Origin of the sequence: Burkholderia perseverans, assembly GCF_022870505.1 — a bacterium.
Taxonomy (GTDB): domain Bacteria; phylum Pseudomonadota; class Gammaproteobacteria; order Burkholderiales; family Burkholderiaceae; genus Burkholderia; species Burkholderia plantarii.
Map to the genome: position 1 here is coordinate 3,839,562 of NZ_CP045094.1, position 17,557 is coordinate 3,857,118.

General features: G+C 69.4%; 17 protein-coding genes. 1 reads left to right on the forward strand and 16 read right to left on the reverse strand.

Annotated features, from left to right (window positions below):
• Positions 1 to 4: 4 nt before the first annotated feature.
• The 10 genes from BpN12_RS31640 to BpN12_RS31685 form a co-directional block, all read right to left on the reverse strand.
• On the reverse strand, positions 5 to 940 hold the full coding sequence (locus BpN12_RS31640) for a J domain-containing protein (protein ID WP_246796041.1): 936 nt from the start codon (positions 938 to 940) through the stop codon (positions 5 to 7).
• Positions 941 to 1,053: 113 nt separating this feature from the next.
• A complete protein-coding gene (locus tag BpN12_RS31645) occupies positions 1,054 to 4,311 on the reverse strand; it encodes an error-prone DNA polymerase (RefSeq protein WP_246796042.1) in 3,258 nt (1,085 codons plus the stop codon).
• Positions 4,312 to 4,315: 4 nt separating this feature from the next.
• Positions 4,316 to 5,794: a Y-family DNA polymerase gene (locus BpN12_RS31650; protein WP_246796043.1), complete on the reverse strand. Its 1,479-nt coding sequence runs from the start codon at positions 5,792 to 5,794 to the stop codon at positions 4,316 to 4,318.
• Positions 5,730 to 6,440 (reverse strand): translesion DNA synthesis-associated protein ImuA, encoded by a 711-nt coding sequence (gene imuA, locus BpN12_RS31655; protein WP_246796044.1) that lies wholly within the window; start codon positions 6,438 to 6,440, stop codon positions 5,730 to 5,732. The genes BpN12_RS31650 and imuA overlap by 65 nt, the downstream gene beginning before the upstream one ends.
• Before the next feature lie 148 nt (positions 6,441 to 6,588).
• A complete protein-coding gene (locus tag BpN12_RS31660) occupies positions 6,589 to 7,407 on the reverse strand; it encodes a MetQ/NlpA family ABC transporter substrate-binding protein (protein WP_246796045.1) in 819 nt (272 codons plus the stop codon).
• Between the two features lie 255 nt (positions 7,408 to 7,662).
• Positions 7,663 to 8,274, reverse strand: coding sequence for an SCO family protein (locus tag BpN12_RS31665; protein WP_246796046.1), 612 nt, complete (start codon positions 8,272 to 8,274; stop codon positions 7,663 to 7,665).
• Between the two features lie 10 nt (positions 8,275 to 8,284).
• Positions 8,285 to 9,187, reverse strand: coding sequence for a heme o synthase (cyoE, locus tag BpN12_RS31670; RefSeq protein WP_246796047.1), 903 nt, complete (start codon positions 9,185 to 9,187; stop codon positions 8,285 to 8,287).
• Positions 9,188 to 9,201: 14 nt separating this feature from the next.
• The gene (locus BpN12_RS31675) at positions 9,202 to 10,311 is read right to left on the reverse strand and encodes a COX15/CtaA family protein (protein ID WP_246796048.1); all 1,110 of its coding nucleotides are present in this window, start codon (positions 10,309 to 10,311) and stop codon (positions 9,202 to 9,204) included.
• Between the two features lie 31 nt (positions 10,312 to 10,342).
• On the reverse strand, positions 10,343 to 11,062 hold the full coding sequence (locus BpN12_RS31680) for an SCO family protein (protein ID WP_246796049.1): 720 nt from the start codon (positions 11,060 to 11,062) through the stop codon (positions 10,343 to 10,345).
• A gap of 49 nt (positions 11,063 to 11,111) precedes the next feature.
• The gene (locus BpN12_RS31685; RefSeq protein ID WP_246796050.1) at positions 11,112 to 11,825 is read right to left on the reverse strand and encodes an SURF1 family protein; all 714 of its coding nucleotides are present in this window, start codon (positions 11,823 to 11,825) and stop codon (positions 11,112 to 11,114) included.
• A gap of 87 nt (positions 11,826 to 11,912) precedes the next feature.
• Between BpN12_RS31685 and BpN12_RS31690 the strand changes: the two genes are divergently transcribed.
• Positions 11,913 to 12,122, forward strand: a complete 210-nt coding sequence (locus tag BpN12_RS31690) for a twin transmembrane helix small protein (protein WP_013699452.1) — start codon at positions 11,913 to 11,915, stop codon at positions 12,120 to 12,122.
• An 84-nt stretch (positions 12,123 to 12,206) separates the two neighbouring features.
• Here the strand turns inward: BpN12_RS31690 and BpN12_RS31695 are convergent, their stop codons facing one another.
• The 6 genes from BpN12_RS31695 to coxB all read right to left on the reverse strand — a co-directional run bounded on the left by BpN12_RS31695 (position 12,207) and on the right by coxB (position 17,541).
• Positions 12,207 to 13,067, reverse strand: coding sequence for a cytochrome c oxidase subunit 3 (locus BpN12_RS31695; protein ID WP_246796051.1), 861 nt, complete (start codon positions 13,065 to 13,067; stop codon positions 12,207 to 12,209).
• 133 nt (positions 13,068 to 13,200) lie between these two features.
• Positions 13,201 to 13,389, reverse strand: a complete 189-nt coding sequence (locus BpN12_RS31700; RefSeq protein WP_246796052.1) for a DUF2970 domain-containing protein — start codon at positions 13,387 to 13,389, stop codon at positions 13,201 to 13,203.
• A 36-nt stretch (positions 13,390 to 13,425) separates the two neighbouring features.
• The gene (locus BpN12_RS31705; protein WP_246796053.1) at positions 13,426 to 14,007 is read right to left on the reverse strand and encodes a cytochrome c oxidase assembly protein; all 582 of its coding nucleotides are present in this window, start codon (positions 14,005 to 14,007) and stop codon (positions 13,426 to 13,428) included.
• Between the two features lie 37 nt (positions 14,008 to 14,044).
• Positions 14,045 to 14,185, reverse strand: coding sequence for a cytochrome oxidase small assembly protein (locus tag BpN12_RS31710; RefSeq protein WP_042626082.1), 141 nt, complete (start codon positions 14,183 to 14,185; stop codon positions 14,045 to 14,047).
• Between the two features lie 56 nt (positions 14,186 to 14,241).
• The gene (gene ctaD, locus BpN12_RS31715; RefSeq protein WP_198251048.1) at positions 14,242 to 15,849 is read right to left on the reverse strand and encodes a cytochrome c oxidase subunit I; all 1,608 of its coding nucleotides are present in this window, start codon (positions 15,847 to 15,849) and stop codon (positions 14,242 to 14,244) included.
• A 54-nt stretch (positions 15,850 to 15,903) separates the two neighbouring features.
• Complete coding sequence (gene coxB, locus BpN12_RS31720) at positions 15,904 to 17,541, reverse strand: cytochrome c oxidase subunit II (protein WP_246796054.1); 1,638 nt, start codon at positions 17,539 to 17,541, stop codon at positions 15,904 to 15,906.
• Positions 17,542 to 17,557: the final 16 nt, after the last annotated feature.

The window sequence follows — 17,557 nt, forward strand, 5'->3', positions numbered from 1 at the left end:
AGCGTTAGAACATGTCGTCCGCGATCGGCCGCGGGCTCATGCCGCCGCCCGGCACCGTGACGCTCACGCTCCGATAGTGGAGATCGCCGTCGGTGGCGTATTCCCGCAGTCCGATGCGCTCGGTCCCGAAGGTGCCGCCGTCGTCCAGCTGCCGGTAGTGCAGATCGTAGCGGCCGGGCGTGAGCGTCTGAAGCTGGAACGACCGGCCGGCCGGAATGAAGAACTGGCGAACCACCGCCGGCCCCGCCGTCTCGTCGACGCGGATCAGCTTGCCGTACAGGTCGAACGGATTGCCGGTGTTGTCGATCGTGATGTCCGAATGACCGTCGTTCGCCGACACCGGATAGCCGCTCAGATAGGCAGCCCGCTCCGGCCACGCCAGCCCGTTGGGCGCGAACGCGGGACGGACGTAGCGCGGGCCGTCCTTCGTCAGCGGAATCGCGCCCGGCGACGGCGGCGTGTACGACCCGGCGGGGGTCTCGACCGGCGGCGGCGCGGCGCTTTCCACCTTGTCCGGCGCATGCACGTGCTTCGTCAGCTCGCTGATGCCGAGCCAGGCGATCACGCCGATCAGCAGCCAGACACGCAGCGGCACGCGTCCCAGCCTGCGCCGGCCCGGGCCGGTTCGCGCCGGCGGCGGGCGCTGCGGACGCGCCGCCGCAGCGGGGTCGGGCGCGCGCGCCGTGGATGCGTCGCGACGCGCGGCAGGCGCCGCCTCGCGCTCCTTTCTCGCCAGCCAGTCGTCGTGATCGGCGCGCGCGGCCGGATCGCTGAGCACGTCATAGGCGGCATGGATGAGCTTGAAGATCTGCGCGGCCCGCGGGTCGCGATTGCGATCGGGATGGTACTTCTGCGCGAGACTTTTATAGGCGGCGCGAATCACCTCGGGAGGCGCATCGCGCGATACCTTCAGATTGTCATAATGACTGTGGACTTTCATCCATTTCCCCGACACGACGGCCCGGGTGGTTCGCCACCCGTAGCGGCGCCCATCTTACCGCAGGCGATCGGCCGCGCCGTCGAACCGATCAAGCCGCCGTGCCTCAATCAATCTCAGTGAAACTCGCGGCTCGAGGTGCGCAGCCCGCCCAGCAGCGGCGTCAGGTCCTCCAGATACTGCGCGATCAGGTGCCGGACCTCGTTCTCGCTCTGCCACACGCCGTACACGGCGAGCAGCCGCGCGTCGAGGATCTCGCGGCGCTGCCGCTCGATCAGCTCGCGCCGCACGATCACGTTCACGCAGCCGGTCTCGTCCTCCAGCGTGACGAACAGCGTGCCCTTCGCGGTACTCGGCATCTGCCGCGCGGTGACGATCCCGCAGGCGCGCGCGAGCCGCTTGTTGCGGTGCGCGCCCAGTTCCTCGGCCGAGGACAGCCGGCGCGCGCGCAGCGCGTCGCGCAGCAGCGCCACCGGATGCCGGTTCAGCGTCAGGCCGATGGTGCGATAGTCGGCGAGGATGTCGTCGGCCTCGGACGGCGCGCCGAGCGCGGGCTTCGCCGCTTCGTGGATCGGCGCGGCGGCCAGCAGGTCGCGCGACGGCGTTGCCGCCACGGCCTGCCAGAGCGCGTCGCGCCGGTTGCCGGCGAGCGTCGCGAACGCGTTGGCGGCCGCCAGCGCCTCCAGCTCGCGCCGCTCCAGCCGCGCGCGGCGCGCCAGGTCGTCGACGCTCTCGAACGGTCGCGCGGCGCGCGCCGCCTCGATGCGCAGCGCGGCCTCGCGGCCCAGCCCGGCCACCAGCGCCATGCCGAGCCGCACGGCCGGCCGGCCCGCGGGCGGCGGCTCGCCGGGCAGCGCCTCGAGCGAGGCGTCCCAGCCGCTCGCCGTCACGTCGATCGGCCGCACCGTCACGCCATGCCGCTTCGCGTCCTGCACCAGCTGCGCGGGCGGATAGAAACCCATCGGCTGGCTGTTCAGCAGCGCGGCGAGGAAGATCGCCGGCTCGTGGCACTTGAGCCAACTGCTCGCGTAGACGAGGATCGCGAAGCTCGCCGCGTGGCTCTCCGGAAAGCCGTATTCACCGAAGCCCTTGATCTGCTCGAAGATCTGGTCCGCGAAGCTCTCCGGATAATCGCGCGCGCGCATGCCCGCGACGATCCGCTCGCGATACTTGCCGAGATCGCCCTTGCGCTTCCAGGCCGCCATCGCGCGCCGCAGCTCGTCGGCCTCGCCGGGCGTGAAGCCGGCCGCGATGATCGCGATCTGCATCACCTGCTCCTGGAAGATCGGCACGCCTTTCGTGCGTTCGAGCGCCGGCTTCAGGTCCTCTTTCGGATACTCGACGGGTTCGAGCCCCTGCCGGCGCCGCAGGTACGGATGCACGGCACCGCCCTGGATCGGCCCCGGCCGCACGAGCGCCACCTCGATCACGAGGTCGTAGTAGTTTTCCGGCTTCAGGCGCGGCAGCATCGACATCTGCGCGCGCGACTCGATCTGGAACACGCCCACCGTGTCGGCGCGCGAGATCATCGCGTAGGTCGCCTCGTCGCCTTCCTTGATGTCGGCGACCCGCATGCGCGTGCCGCGCCACGCCTCGACGAAATCGAACGCGCGGTGCAGCGCCGTCAGCATGCCGAGCGCGAGCACGTCCACCTTCATGAGCCCGAGCGCCTCGAGATCGTCCTTGTCCCACTGGATCACGCGGCGCCCCTCCATCGCCGCGTTCTCGATCGGCACGAGCCGCGTGAGCTTGTCGCGACTGATCACGAAGCCGCCCGAATGCTGCGACAGGTGGCGCGGAAAGCCGAGCAGCCGCGACGCGAGTTCGGCCCAGGCGCGGATCAGCGGCACCTCGGGATCGAGCCCGACCGAGGCGAAGCGCGCGAGCAGGTCGGCGCTGCCGTCGAACCAGCGATGCCCCTTGGCGACGCGCTCGACCAGCATCGGATCGACGCCGAGCGCCTTGCCGGTCTCGCGCAGCGCGCCGCGCGGCCGGTAGGTGGAGACCGCCGCCGCGAGCGCGGTGCGATCCTTGCCGTACTTCTCGTAGATATACTGGATCACTTCCTCGCGCCGCTCGTGCTCGAAATCGACGTCGATGTCGGGCGGCTCGTTTCGCTCCTTCGAGATGAAGCGCTCGAACAGCATGGTGCTGCGCTGCGGGTCGACGGACGTCACGCCGAGGCAGTAGCAGACCACCGAATTCGCGGCCGAGCCGCGCCCCTGGCACAGGATGTCCTGCTCACGCGCGAACTTGACGATGTCGTAGACGGTCAGGAAGAACGGCTCGTATTCCATCTCGGCGATCAGCGCGAGCTCGTAGTCGATCCGCGCCTGCACGTCGGCCGGGACGCCGTCGGGATGCGTCTTCTCCGGAAAACGCTTCAGCGCACCGAGCCGGGTTTCCTGCGCCAGGTACTCGGTCGGCGTCATGCCCGCCGGCACGATCTCGCGCGGATATTCGTACTTCAGCTCCTTCATGTCGAAGCGGCAGGCGTCGAGCATCCGGCAGGTCTCGGCGATCGCCTCCTCCGGAAACAGCCGCGCGATGCGCCCGAGCCCGCGCAGGTGCTGCTCGGCGTTCGCGGCCAGCGCGTAGCCGCATTCGCCGACCGGCCGGCCGATCCGGATCGCCGTCATCAGGTCCTGCAGCGGCTTGCACGAGCGCACGTGCATCGTCACGTCGCCGAGCGCGACGAGCGGCATCGCGCGCCGCGCGCCGGCCGCCTCGATCGTCTCGCGATACACGCCGTCGAGCGAGCGCCCCAGCTGCACGAGGCCGAGCCGCGCGCGCTCGCCGAACTGCGCCGCGCACCACGCGAGCTGCGCGTCGAGCACGTCGGCGCGCACCGGATAGGCCGGCACCAGGATCGCGAAGCAGTCGGGCATGCCGCGCAGGTGCGCGAGCTCGGGCGGCGGCGCGGCCAGCATGCGCGGCGTGAGCGTGTAGGTGCCCTTCGGCGCCGCCATGCGCCGCCACGAGATCAGCTCGGACAGGTTGCCGTAGCCCTCGCGATTGCGCGCCAGCAGCACGAGCCCGAACGCGCCGGGGCCGGGGTCGCCGCCCGGCGCGACGAGGTCGGGCGTCAGCGCGAAATACGCGCCGACGGCGAGCCGGAACGGCTCGGGCTGGTCGGCCGGCAGCGCGCCGGCGGCCTCCCAGGCAGCCTCGAGTTCGGCGTTCTTCGCCTTCACGGCCACGTGCATGCGCGGCGCGCCGGCGAGCGAGCATTCGTCGGTGACCGCGATGCCGCGATAGCCGAGCTCGTGCGCGCGCGCGACGAGTGCGTCGGCCGACGACGCGCCGCACAGAAACGAGAAATTCGAACGGCAGAACAGCTCCGCATAGGCGGGCAGGACCGACGGCATCACCATCGCGTCACCCGAACAGGCCGTGCAGGAACCAGCGCGGCTCGCCGTCGCGCCGGTCGCGGTCCATGTAGATCCAGTAGCAGGCGCCGTCGTCGTCCTGCGCGACGTAGTAATCGCGCAGCACGACCTGCCCGTCGAACCAGCCGCCCTCGACACGCTCGGCCGTCGACATCAGCCGCAGCGGCGTGCGATGGCAAGGCCGGTTCTCGCGCATCGCGAGCGCGATCGGCTCGGCCAGCAGCCAGGCGGGGCGCGGCGCCGCGGCCGGCGCCTCGGGCGGGCGGCCCGCCGGCGCATGCGAGGGCAGCCAGCGATTGGCGGCCTCGGGGCGATGGTCGGCGCCGGGCGCCGCGCACAGCACGTTGTCGGCGCCGAGGCGCGCGCTCAGCAGCTCGACCAGCCGCGCGCGCGCCTCGCGCGTGCGGCCCGGCTCGGGGAACAGGTCGACGGGCGGCGGCGCGACCGCCTCGACGCGCGTCGCGACGAGCCGCACCGCCAGCACGGCGGCCGGCAGTTCGGCGCGCGCGAGCCGCTCGCCGAGCACGCGCAGGCAATGCAGCTCGTCGCGCGTGGGCTCGGCGAACGCGAGCTCGACCGAGGTGGGCGGCACCGCGCAGCGGCCGCGCTCGTGTTCGAGATCGAAGCGCAGCGCGGCGAGCGAGAGCTGCCGCGCGGCCAGCCAGCCGCCCAGTTGCGCCACCAGCCGGCGCGCGACGAACAGCACCGCCTCGGCGTGCTCGACGCGCTCCGGCAATTCGAGGCGCGCGTCGAATTCGGGGGGAATCGGCAGCCACGCGAACGGCTCCGGCAGCTCGCCGTAGGCGCGATCGAGCGCCTCGAGCAGCGCCGGCCCGCAGCGGCGCTGCAGCCCCGCGCGCGGCAGCCGACGCAGGTCGGCGAGCGTCGCGCAGCCGAGCCCGTCGAGCCAGCCCGCGTAGGGCCGCGCGGCCGGCATCAGCACGCAGGGCAGCGCATCGAGCACGCGCCGCAGGCTGGCCTCGCGCGCCACGCGCCGGCGCCGGTCGCGGCCCGGCCGGCCACGCGCCAGCAGCCAGGCGCCGCGGCCGGTGGGCGCGGCGCCGATGCGGGCCGCGTAACCGAGCGCCGCCAGCGCCGCGCCCACCTGCCGGCACAGCGCGGGCAGTCCGCCGAACAGCCGCAGGCTCGCGCCGACGTCGACGATCAGCGTCGCCTCCTCGTCGAGCGCGACCGACGGCGAGAAGCGCAGCAGCGCCAGCGCGACCGCGCGCAGCGCATCGGCCTCGCGCGCGAGATCGCGCTCGACCAGATGCGTGTCGGGCGCGAGCGTCAGCACGCCGCCGCGCTTCATGCCGGGCCGCACGCCGCGCGCGCGGGCCGCCGCGTCGGCCACCAGCACCACGCCCTGTTCGAGCACGGCGCTGCCCGCGGCCGACGCGGGCTCAGGCGAGCACGCGCACACGTCGAGCGGCAGGCGCGGCAGATGGATGCCGAGCAAGACGCGCATAACGACCCTCCACGATCGGCGACGGCAACGCGAGTTCGAGCGGCGCCGCGCAGGCCGGCCCGCGGCGCTTGACGATCTCGACCGACACGCCGCCCGGCAGCGGCCGCAGCGCGAGCCGCAGCACCGCCGGCGACGGCTGGCGCGCCGCCGCGAGCGGGCGCAGCATCACGAACAGCGTGTCGCCGGCGCGCGCGGCCGCCAGATGCAGGCGCCGCAGCACGTCGGCCGGCGCGGCCTCGGTCTGCCAGAACAGCAGCGCGCCACAGCAACCGGTCTTCAGCGTTTGCTCGGCTGTCCACAGGGCATCGCGCCGGTTCGCCGTGCGCAACCACAGCAAGGCATCGAGCGGCACGCCGAATTCGGCCAGCGCGGCCGCGTGCGGCGGATGCGGCGGCGCCACCAGCGCGAGCGGGCGCCGCTCGGCGACGCTGCCGGCCAGCCCCGGCGCAAGCAGCCGCATCTCGCCGCAGCCCGCGTGCGGCACCAGCAGCTCGACGAGGCCGCCTACCGGCCAGCCGCCGCCCGGCAGCTCGGCCGACAGCGCCGGATAGCCGGTGCCGACCGTGCGCGGGCCGCCGCGGGCGAGCTGGGAGCCCCGCCAGAGCGACGGATGCAGCGATTCGAGGGAGACGGAAGCGGTGGGCATGAGGCAGCCGATTACTGTACGTTTATACAGTATAAGGGAAGCCGCCCGGCCGGGACAGATTTAGCGCCGACTTTTTGTCGGGGTCGAAAACGACGAAAGGCCCCGTGGGGCCTTTCGATCGACTACCGATACAACGCGGGTCGCGTGCTCAGAACGACGGCACCATCGAACCCTTGAACTGCTTGTTGATGAAGTCCTTCACTTCCGGCGACTGATAGGCCGCGACGAGCTTCTTCACCCACGGCTGGTTCCTGTCCTGCGCGCGCACGGCGATCAGGTTCGCGTAGGGGCTCGTCAGCGATTCGAGCGCGATCGCGTCCTGGGTCGGCTGCAGGTTCGCGGCCAGCGCGTAGTTGGTGTTGATCACGGCCGCGTCCACGTCGCCGAGCACGCGCGGCAGCTGCGCCGCGTCCAGCTCCGAGATCTTCAGCTTCTTCGGGTTGTCGGCGATGTCGAGCACCGTCGCGTTGTTGCCGCCCGTGGCCGCGCCGGCCTTCAGCTTGATCACGCCCTGCGCCTGCAGCAGCAGCAGCGCGCGGTTCTCGTTCGACGGATCGTTCGGCACCGCGAGCTTCGCGCCCGCCGGCAGGTCCTTCAGCGACTTGTATTTCTTCGAATACACGCCGATCGGCGAGATGTAGGTCAGACCCGCGCTGACGAGCTTGTAGCCGCGCTGCTTGATCTGGCTGTCGAGGTAGGGCTGGTGCTGGAAGCTGTTCGCGTCGAGGTCGCCCGAATCGAGCGCCGCGTTCGGCTGCACGTAGTCGTTGAACTCGATGACCTTCACGTTCAGGCCTTGCTTCTCCTTCGCAACCTTCTGCACCACCTGCCACACCTGCGCATCCGGGCCGGCCACCGTGCCGACCTTGATCACCTTGTCCTGCGCGTGGGCGCCGAACGACATGCCGAGGGCCGCGCTGGCGGCGACGACGGCGGACACTGCTTTCAGGAGATTGCGACGCTTCATCTGTTGTTCTCGCTTCCGTGTTGTTGCGGTACCGACTTGATAAAAGGACGACGCGGCTCGTGGCCACCCCGCCCGTCAAAGAGTGCGAATGGTGTCACAGGATCGGCGCCGAGTGAAATACATCCCGCTCATATGGGTATGCCGCGCGCTGGCAATGACGGTGCCCGGCGGGAACCGGCAGGACTCCGAAGGTCCATGGCCGGTGTGTCGATCGTCTCGGCAGCGCGGGAGGACGCCGGGCCGAAGGTGCCGCGCTCAGCCCAGCAGCAGCTTCAGGTCGTGGACCCACGGCGCCGGCCCCTGCCCGTCGCGCACGAACAGGCGCAGCTTGCCGGCCGGGTCGAACACGTAGCTCGCGGCCGTGTGGTCCATCGTGTAGCCGTCGGGCGTCTTGCCCGGCGATTTCGCGTAATAGATCCGGAAATCCTTCGCCACCTGCTTCAGCTGCGCGTCGCTGGCCGGGCGCAGCGCGACGAACGACGGATCGAACGCGGCCACGTACTGCGCGAGCAGCGGCGCCGTATCGCGTTCGGGGTCGACGCTGACGAGCAGCACCTGCACGCGCTTGCCCTCGGCGCCGAGTTGCTGCCTCGCCTGCGCGAGTTCGGCCAGCGTGGTCGGGCAGACGTCGGGGCAATGCGTGTAGCCGAACACCAGCACCACGGCGCGGCCTTTGTAGTCGGCCAGCGTGCGCGTGTGGCCCGCCGTGTCGGGCAGCGAGAAATCCTGGCCGAACTGCGTGTTGCCGGTGATGTCGAGATTCTCGAAGGCCGGCTGGCGGCTGCAGCCGGCGAGCAGCAGCGCGCCGGCCGCGGCGCAGGCGGCGAGCCAGCGCCGCCGCGTGGGCGGAAAGGGGCGCGGCATCATCGCGGCGCGCTCAGAAGCCGAGCAGCGGGCGCACGTAGTGATCGACGAGCAGCGCCATGAACAGCAGCGACAGATAGACGATCGAGTAGCGGAACGCGCGGCGCGCGAGCGCATCGGAATAGTCGACGTAGACCTTCCACGCGTAGGCGATGAACACCGCGCCGAGCAGCACCGCGCTCGCCAGGTAGAGCACGCCGCTCATGCCCGAGATGAACGGCATCATCGTCACGACGAACAGGATGAACGTGTAGAGCAGGATGTGCAGCCGCGTGAACTTCTCGCCGTGCGTGACGGGCAGCATCGGCAGGCCCGAGTTCTCGTAGTCCTTGATCCGGTAGAGCGCGAGCACCCAGAAGTGCGGCGGGGTCCAGACGAAGATGATCAGCACCAGGATCCATGCGTCGCCGGGCACGGTGCCCGTCACGGCGGCCCAGCCGAGCGCCGGCGGCATCGCGCCGGAGGCGCCGCCGATCACGATGTTCTGCGGCGTGGCGGGCTTGAGCAGCAGCGTGTAGACGACCGCGTAGCCGACGAAGGTGGCGATCGTCAGCCACATCGTCAGCGGATTCGTGAAGGTGTAGAGCGTCCAGGCGCCGGCGCCGCCGAGCACCGTCGAGAAGGCCAGGATCTGCGGCGTGGTGATTTCGCCGCGCGCGGACGGCCGCCACGCGGTACGGCGCATCTTCGCGTCGATCTTCTGCTCGACGAGGCAGTTGATCGCGAACGCGGCGCCGGCCAGCAGCCAGATGCCGATCGTGCCGCCGATCAGCGGACGCAGCGGCACCATGCCGGGCGTGGCGAGGAACATCCCGATCACGGCGCAGAACACCGCGAGTTGCGTGACGCGCGGCTTGGTCAGCGCGAAATATTGCGACAGGCGGCTGCCGGGGGACTGGGAAAGCGAGGATTCCATGAGCGTGGGGAGCGTCAGGCGGGCGCGATATCGCGCGCGGGGAGCGCGACGCGGCCGGGACGACTTGAAAGGATTCGAAAGTTTAACATGACGAGCAACAGCAGCAGGATCGCAGCCCCGCCGTTGTGCGCGACGGCGACGGGCAGCGGCCACTGCAGCACGATGTTCGACAGCCCCGTCACGAACTGGATCGCGACCACCAGCAGCACGCCGTTGGCGGGCCGCCGCAGCGATTCGAAGCGACGCATGCGCAGCGCGAACGCGACCAGATAGGCGACCACCACCACGGCGAACGTGCGGTGGGTCCAGTGGATCGCCACCAGCGCGTCCTGCGTGATCGCCTCGCCGTCGCCCGACATGCCGAGCGCGCGCCACAGATGGAAGCCGTGCGTGAAATCCATCGGCGGCAGCCACTGGCCGTTGCAGGTCGGGAAATCGGTGCAGGCGAGCACCGCGTAATTGGTGCTGACCCAGCCGCCCAGCGCGATCTGCACCACCAGCAGCACCAGCGCCGTGAGCGCGGCCACGCGGTGGCGCCCCGCCTCGGGATCGTGGGCCGGCAGCGGCGTCATGCGCGCGGCCAGCCAGCCGAGCGCGCCGAGCAGCGTGAGGCCGAGCAGCAGGTGGGTGGTGACGATCACCGGCTGCAGCTTCATGGTGACCGTCCAGGCGCCGAACACGCCCTGCACGACGATCAGCAGCAGCAGGCCGGTGGGCCACCACGGCGACACCGACAGCGGCCGGCGGCGCGCCTTCGCGACCCAGGCGATGGTCATCTGCGCGATGATCAGCACGCCGATCGCCATCGCGAAATAGCGGTGGATCATCTCGATCCAGGCCTTGCTCATGCTGACCGGGCCGGTGGGCATCGCCAGGTGCGCGGCCGAGATCGCCGCGTGCGCGATGAACGGCGACGAGGTGCCGTAGCAGCCGGGCCAGTCCGGGCAGCCGAGCCCGGAGTCGGTGAGCCGCGTGAAGCCGCCGAACATCACGAGATCGAGCGTGAAGAACGTCGTCATCCAGACGAGCTTGCGGAATTTGTCGTCGTCGGCCTTCACCCACACGTAGGAGAGGGGCAACAGCGCGATGGTGAGGCCGATCAGGCCCAGTTGCAGTAAGTACATCCGGGAATTCTCGATTGCGGGTACCGGCCGGTCAGCCGATGCTCGACCACTTGAGCAGCTTCGTCACGTCGTTCTTGATCCGGCTGGGGTCGGGGTCCTTCGGGAAACGCATCATCAGGTTGCCGTTGGGGTCCACCAGATAGATGTGATCCGTCGCCTGCGTGCCGGCCTCGGCCGGCAGCCATGCGTCGAGCGCGGCCGGATCGGCGACGAAGCGCCGGGTGTCCGGATAGGCGGCCAGGATTTTCGCATCGACGCTCGCCGCGTCGCGGCGCAGCCAGACCATCGTGATGCGCTGCCGCTCGCCGCCCTGCGTCGCGCGGACCTGCCGCATGAAGTACAGTTTCCGGGCGCACGCATCATCGCACAAACTGCCGTTTTCCATCACGAGCAGCCAGATCCCGCGCAGCGAGGCCAGCGCCACGGTCCGGCCGTTTTCGTCGGTCGCCGTGAGCGCGGCGGGGATCGGCCGCTGTGGCTCGATCAGCGTGCCGTAATTGGTCGAACCGCCACGGGGCTTGACCACGTAGTAGGTGAAGTAGGAAGCGAGGAGCGGCGCCGCGCAGATCAGGCACAGCGCGAGCACCACCCAGCGCCCGCGTCGCCACGAGCCTCGCTGCGACGATGTGCCGCGCCCTAAATCGGGGTCATGGCCCGCGGTGCCATCGCCGGGCTGGCCGGGCTGGCGGTCGGGTCCCGGTCGGGCCGGCGTCGGACGGGAAGGCTGGGTCGACACGAAGTTCCTCTTCATCCTCTGGATACGAATCCGAACGCGGCGCCGGGCGCCGCCCGTGGCGCGCTCAGGTCGCGCCCGAAGGCTTGCGCGCCGCGCGCCGCGCCGCGTAGAGCCCGAAACCGGCCGCCGCCGCGGCCATCGCCCACCACTGCACCATGTAGCCGTAGTTGCGCCCGACGTCCTGGGTCGGCTGCGGCCAGTCGCGCACCAGACCGTCGTCGCTGTCGCTGGTCTGCTGGATCACGTAGGGCTGCAGCGGCAGCCCCGTTTCCCGCGCATAGGCGGCGACCTCGAGATTCTGGCGAATCCGCTGGTGCCCGGCCGCTCCATCCCGCCCCAGCTCGAACGCGCGCGAGGCGTCGGCGCGCGCGATGCCCTCGATCGTCACGTTGCCGGACGGCGTCGCAAACGGCGCGATCGCCGTGCGGTCGGCGCTGTTGCGCGGCAGCCAGCCACGGTTGACGAGCACGTAGCCGCCGTTGGCGAGCCGCATCGGCATCACCACGTAAAAGCCGGGCTGATCACGGTAGGCGCGATTATCGAGATAAACGACGGCACCGGGAATGAGGCGGCCGGTCGCACGCACGCGATGGAACTCGACCGTGTCGAGCGCCACCGGCGCCGAGCCGGCCACGAACGGGGTCGCATGCTCGTAGCGCAGTACCTGTGCCTCGAGCGCCTCCTTGCGATGGGCGCGATCGCGCTGCCAGAAGCCGAGCCGCAGCGTCACGGCGATCACCGCGAGGATCAGCAGCGCGGGCAGCCAGCGCAGCTTCATCGCACGGTCTCCGACGTGTCACATCGGCGCGATCGAAGTGGGATAATCGACACGTCTGCGACGAATCGCCATTCCACGGTAAGTGCCATGCACATCCTCGTTCCCATTGCGTTTGCGCTGATCCTCGCGAGCCTCGCCTCGGCCCTCTATTTCATGATGCACGATCGGGGCCAGACGAAGCGCATGGTCTGGTCGCTCGCGACGCGCGTCGGCCTGTCGATCTCGCTGTTCCTGTTCATCCTGTTCGCGAACTGGATGGGCTGGATCCACTCGACCGGCATCCCGCTCGGCCGCTGAGGCCGCTGAGGCCGCTGAGGCTGCGGCCTGCGCCGCCGGCCTCCTCCGCGCCGCGCATACCTCGCGCGCGGCCCGGCGCGTGTCCTACGACAGCCAGTACACCACCACGTACAGGCCCAGCCACACCACGTCCACGAAGTGCCAGTACCAGGCCGCGCCCTCGAACGCGAAATGGTGATCGGGCTTGAAGTGCCCGCGCAGCATCCGCACCAGCACCACGGTCAGCATCGTGCCGCCGAGGAACACGTGGAAGCCGTGGAAGCCCGTCAGCAGGAAGAACGTCGAGCCGTACACGCCCGAAGCGAGCGTCAGGTTCAGTTCGTTGTACGCATGGAAATACTCGAAGCCCTGCAGGAACAGGAAGCTCACGCCGAGCACGATGGTGGCCGCGAGCCAGGCGATCGCCTTGCGCCGGTGATCCTCGCGCAGCGCATGGTGCGAGACCGTCAGCGTGGCGCCCGAGCTCAGCAGCAGCGCGGTGTTGATGGTCGGCACCGGCCACGGCCCCATGGTGCGGAAGTGGCCCGCCAGCGCGGCCGGCCCCTCGTTCGGCCAGACCGCGCTGAAGTCCGGCCAGATCAGCCGGTAGTCGAGGCTGCCGAGCTGGTGCAGCGCGATCTCGCGCGCGTAGAACAGCGCACCGAAGAACGCGCCGAAGAACATCACCTCGGAAAAGATGAACCAGCTCATGCTCCAGCGGTACGACTTGTCGACGCGCTGGCCGTACATGCCGCCCTCCGACTCGGAGATCGCGTCGCCGAACCAGTGATAGAGCACGAACAGCACCCACAGCAGGCCGAGCGTGACGGTGATCGGCGCCCAGGCGTGACCGTTGATCCACAGCGCCACCGAGCCGAGCATGACGAGCAGGCCGAGCGCCGCGCTGATCGGGTGCCGCGACGGCTGCGGGATGAAATAGTAAGGGCTTTCGTGTTGGCCGCTCATGCTTGATTCTCCACTTCAGTCCAGTTGATTCCGGAACGATCCGGAAAGCTTCGCGAGCGCGCCGCCTCGCGCCAAAACCGCGGCCGCGCCCCTCGCGCGCGCCGCCCCCCGCCGGCTCCGCCTGCCGCCCGCGCTAGCCGACCACCGCATGCACGACCAGCAGCAGCAGGCCGATGAACGCCGCCGCCGCGAGCAGCGCGACGATCAGCACGTGCAGCGGATTCAGCGACTGCGCGTCGGCCTCGAGGTCGCTGCGCCGGCGCACGCCGAAGAACGACCAGAACACGGCCTTGAGCGTCTTGCCAAACGAGCCTTGCGTCATCGTCGCCTCCCCGGCGCTGCCTCGGTTGCCGCCCGCTCACGCGCCCTGCTTCGCGGCCTGGGCCGCCGCCTGGGCGGGCGGGTTCAGCTCGAAGAACGTGTAGGACAGCGTGATCGTCTTCACGTCCTTCGGCAGCGCCTGGTCCACCACGAACACCACCGGCATGCGGCGCGACTCGTTCGGCTTCAGCGTCTGCTGCGCGAAACAGAAACATTCGATCTTCTTGAAATACTCGGTGGCCTGCTTCGGCGCGTAGCTCGGGATCGCCTGCGCGACCACCTGCCGGTCCTGCGCGTTGGTGACCTCGTAGACCACCGTCATCACCTCGCCAGGATGCACGTCGAGGCTGCGCTGCTCGGGCCGGAAGCCGAGCGGGCCGCGCGCGTTCGCGTCGAGCTCCACCGAGATCGTGCGGCTCAGGTCCACCTGCGTGTTGCGTGCCTCGCGCGCGCTGACGTCGCGCTGCACGAGGTTGTTGAGGCCCGTCACCTGGCAGATCGCGCGGTAGATCGGCACCAGCGCGAAACCGAAGCCGAACATCAGTGCCGCGACCACCACGAGCTTCAGCAGCATCGTGCGATTGAAGCTCGAATCACCGTCGACGACCGGTTCCGACATGGTGAGGAATCCTCTCCGTTATGCGCTCATGCCGGCGTCATGAAGTGGAAGCGATCCATTGCCTGACGACGGCGGCGATGAAAAAGGCGGCGACCACGGCCAGCAGCACGAGGCCCAGCCGCCGGTTGCCCGCGCGGATCTGCGCGGGCGTGCGTGCTTGCGAACGGTTGCGGTTCATCGGCTCGGGCGGGTTGGTGCGCCGCCGCCCGGGCCGGGCGGCCAGCGCGCGGTGGATCAGTCGACGGTCGGCGGATGCTCGAAGGTATGGAACGGCGCCGGGCTCGGGACCGTCCATTCGAGGCCGATCGCGCCGTCCCAGGGCTTGTCCGGCGCCTTCTCGAGGCTGCCGCCGCCGCGATAGGCCGGCAGCGCCACCGCGAACAGGAAGTAGACCTGCGCGAGGCCGAAGCCGAACGCGCCGATCGTCGCGACCTGGTTGAAGTCGGTGAACTGCGCCGGGTAGTCCGCATAGCGGCGCGGCATGCCGGCCAGGCCGACGAAGTGCATCGGGAAGAACGTGACGTTGAAGAAGATCATCGACGCCCAGAAGTGGATCTTGCCGCGCATCTCGTTGTACATCCAGCCGGTCCATTTCGGCGACCAGTAGTACCAGCCCGAGAACAGCCCGAACAGCGAGCCCGCCACCAGCACGTAGTGGAAGTGCGCCACCACGAAGTAGGTGCCGTGGTACTGGATGTCGAGCGGCGCCATCGCCAGCATCAGCCCGGTCAGCCCACCGAACGTGAACACGAACAGGAAGCCGATCGCGAACAGCATCGGCGTCTCGAAGCTGAGCGAGCCGCGCCACATGGTGGCGACCCAGTTGAACACCTTCACGCCGGTCGGCACCGCGATCAGCATGGTCGCGTACATGAAGAACAGCTGGCCCGTGACCGGCATGCCGGTGGCGAACATGTGGTGCGCCCAGACCATGAACGAGAGGATCGCGATCGACGCGGTGGCGTACACCATCGAGCTGTAGCCGAACAGCGGCTTGCGCGAGAACGCCGGGATCACCTGCGAGACGATCCCGAACGCCGGCAGGATCATGATGTAGACCTCGGGGTGGCCGAAGAACCAGAAGATGTGCTGGTACATCACCGGGTCGCCGCCGCCGGCCGCGTTGAAGAACGAGGTGCCGAAGTGGCGGTCGAACAGCACCATCGTGATCGCGCCCGCCAGCACCGGCATCACCGCGATCAGCAGGTAGGCGGTGATCAGCCAGGTCCACGCGAACATCGGCATCTTCATCAGCGTCATGCCCGGCGCGCGCATGTTCAGGATCGTCACGACGATGTTGATGCCGCCCATGATCGACGAGGCACCCATCAGGTGGACCGCGAAGATCGCGAAGTCCATGCCCGGCCCCATCTGCGTGGAGAGCGGCGCGTACAGCGTCCAGCCCGCCGCGGTCGCGCCGCCCGGCGCGAAGAACGAGCCGACCAGCAGCACCGCCGCCACCGGCAGCAGCCAGAAGCTGAAGTTGTTCATGCGCGCGAACGCCATGTCCGAGGCGCCGATCTGCAGCGGCACCATCCAGTTCGCGAAGCCGACGAAGGCCGGCATGATCGCGCCGAACACCATGATCAGGCCGTGCATCGTGGTGAGCTGGTTGAAGAACTCGGGGCGCATGATCTGCAGGCCCGGCTCGAACAGCTCGGCGCGAATGCCGAGCGCCATCACGCCGCCCGACAGGAACATCACGAACGAGAACAGCAGGTACAGCGTGCCGATATCCTTGTGATTGGTCGCGAACAGCCAGCGGCGCCAGCCGTGCGGTAGCTCGTGCGCATGATCGTCGTGCGCGTGTCCCGCGGTTACGTCGTGTCCTATGCTAGACATGGATGTCTCCTGATTCTTGTTCCGATGACGTCGACCTAGACGACGAACGACACGTCAGGCAGCCGGGCCGATTTCGACACGGCGCGCCTCTTTGGCATCCGCTCCGCCCGTGATCGTCTGCGGCTTCTTCAACACGATCCGGTCCTCGGCGACGCCGGCCGCCTTCAGCGCGTCGCGCACAGCCTGCGCGCGACGCTTCGCGAGTTCGGCGTTGGCATCGGCCGAGCCCGTGGTGTCCGTGTAACCCGACAGCGCCAGCTTCGCGTCCGGATGCGCGCTCGCGTATTGCGCGGCGGCATCGAGCGCGGCCTTCGCGTCGGCCGGCAGTTCGCTCTTGCCGGTATCGAAATAGACGGCGGCCGGCAGCGCGGCGGACTGAGCGGCGGATTGAGCCGCAGCCGGCGCGGAGGCCGCGGCCGCCGCGGTGCCCGACGCGTCGCCGCCCGATGCCGCCGTCGCTGGCGCCGAGGCCTCGGCCGCCGGGGCCGCCGCCTGCGTCGCGCCGCCTTCGGGCAGCTTGCCGTTGCGCGCGTCGGCCACCTGCTTCGGCTGCAGCGCGTCGCCCATGTGGTTGCCCCACGTGTTGCGCTCGTAGGTGATGACCGAGGCCAGATCGACGTCCGACAGCGAGGCCCAGCTCGGCATCGCGCCCTTGCCGCTCAGCACCAGGCTCACGTGCTGCGCGATCGGGCCGTTGGCGACCTTGCTGCCGTCGAGCGCCGGGAACGCGCCGAGGCCCTTGCCGTTCGGCTGGTGGCAGACCGCGCAGTTGGCCTTGTAGACGTCCTCGCCGTGCGCGATCAGCTCGGCGCTGGTCCACACCTTGTTCGGATCGAGCGTGGCGGAAGCGGCCCTGGCCTTTTCGTCCTTGACCCACTTGTCGTAGTCGTCGGCCGACAGCACCTGCACCACCACCGGCATGTACGCATGCTCCTTGCCGCACAGCTCGGTGCAGAAGCCGCGATAGGTGCCGACCTTCTCGGCCTTGAACCAGGTGTCGCGCACGAAGCCCGGAATCGCATCCTGTTTCACGCCGAACGCGGGCACGTACCACGAGTGGACCACGTCGTTGGCGGTGGTGATGATGCGGATCTTTTTATCGACGGGCACCACCAGCGGGTGGTCGACTTCCTGCAGGTAGGTTTCATTGATCGGCTGCTGGCCGTTCACCTCGCTGCGCGGCGTAGTGAGCGTGGAGACGAAGCTGATGCCCTCGCCCGGCCCCTTCACGTAGTCGTAGCCCCACTTCCACTGATAGCCGGTGACCTTGATCGTGACGTCGGCATTGGTGGTGTCCTTCATCGCGACCACCGCCTTGGTGGCCGGCAGCGCCATCAACACCACGATCACGAACGGCACAATCGTCCAGATAATTTCGACGGTGGTGCTTTCGTGGAAATTCGCGGCCTTGTGGCCGCGCGATTTGCGATGGGCGAAAACAGAATAGAACATCACGCCGAACACGCCGACGAAGATCACCGTGCAGAGGATCAGCATCATCGTGTGCAGGTCGTACAGTTCCTGCGCGATCTTCGTGACGGGCGGCTGGAGGTTGATTTCGTTGACGCGTGGGCCGCCTGGACTGTCGCCGACGGCGAATGCGGCACCGGACGCGATGAGTCCGCTGACGGCCAGCAAACCAGTGAGGGCGCGCTTGATTGTTTTCATGGCTTCCTTACCCAAAATTGTCATTCCTACCCTCCCCGCC

Coding starts and splice junctions, on each gene's coding strand:
- BpN12_RS31640 (WP_246796041.1), bottom strand. CDS start 940: ATGAAAGTCCACAGTCATTATGACAATCTGAAGGTATCGCGCGATGCG.
- BpN12_RS31645 (WP_246796042.1), bottom strand. CDS start 4,311: ATGGTGATGCCGTCGGTCCTGCCCGCCTATGCGGAGCTGTTCTGCCGT.
- BpN12_RS31650 (WP_246796043.1), bottom strand. CDS start 5,794: ATGCGCGTCTTGCTCGGCATCCATCTGCCGCGCCTGCCGCTCGACGTG.
- imuA (WP_246796044.1), bottom strand. CDS start 6,440: ATGCCCACCGCTTCCGTCTCCCTCGAATCGCTGCATCCGTCGCTCTGG.
- BpN12_RS31660 (WP_246796045.1), bottom strand. CDS start 7,407: ATGAAGCGTCGCAATCTCCTGAAAGCAGTGTCCGCCGTCGTCGCCGCC.
- BpN12_RS31665 (WP_246796046.1), bottom strand. CDS start 8,274: ATGATGCCGCGCCCCTTTCCGCCCACGCGGCGGCGCTGGCTCGCCGCC.
- cyoE (WP_246796047.1), bottom strand. CDS start 9,187: ATGGAATCCTCGCTTTCCCAGTCCCCCGGCAGCCGCCTGTCGCAATAT.
- BpN12_RS31675 (WP_246796048.1), bottom strand. CDS start 10,311: ATGTACTTACTGCAACTGGGCCTGATCGGCCTCACCATCGCGCTGTTG.
- BpN12_RS31680 (WP_246796049.1), bottom strand. CDS start 11,062: ATGAAGAGGAACTTCGTGTCGACCCAGCCTTCCCGTCCGACGCCGGCC.
- BpN12_RS31685 (WP_246796050.1), bottom strand. CDS start 11,825: ATGAAGCTGCGCTGGCTGCCCGCGCTGCTGATCCTCGCGGTGATCGCC.
- BpN12_RS31690 (WP_013699452.1), top strand. CDS start 11,913: ATGCACATCCTCGTTCCCATTGCGTTTGCGCTGATCCTCGCGAGCCTC.
- BpN12_RS31695 (WP_246796051.1), bottom strand. CDS start 13,067: ATGAGCGGCCAACACGAAAGCCCTTACTATTTCATCCCGCAGCCGTCG.
- BpN12_RS31700 (WP_246796052.1), bottom strand. CDS start 13,389: ATGACGCAAGGCTCGTTTGGCAAGACGCTCAAGGCCGTGTTCTGGTCG.
- BpN12_RS31705 (WP_246796053.1), bottom strand. CDS start 14,007: ATGTCGGAACCGGTCGTCGACGGTGATTCGAGCTTCAATCGCACGATG.
- BpN12_RS31710 (WP_042626082.1), bottom strand. CDS start 14,185: ATGAACCGCAACCGTTCGCAAGCACGCACGCCCGCGCAGATCCGCGCG.
- ctaD (WP_198251048.1), bottom strand. CDS start 15,849: ATGTCTAGCATAGGACACGACGTAACCGCGGGACACGCGCACGACGAT.
- coxB (WP_246796054.1), bottom strand. CDS start 17,541: ATGACAATTTTGGGTAAGGAAGCCATGAAAACAATCAAGCGCGCCCTC.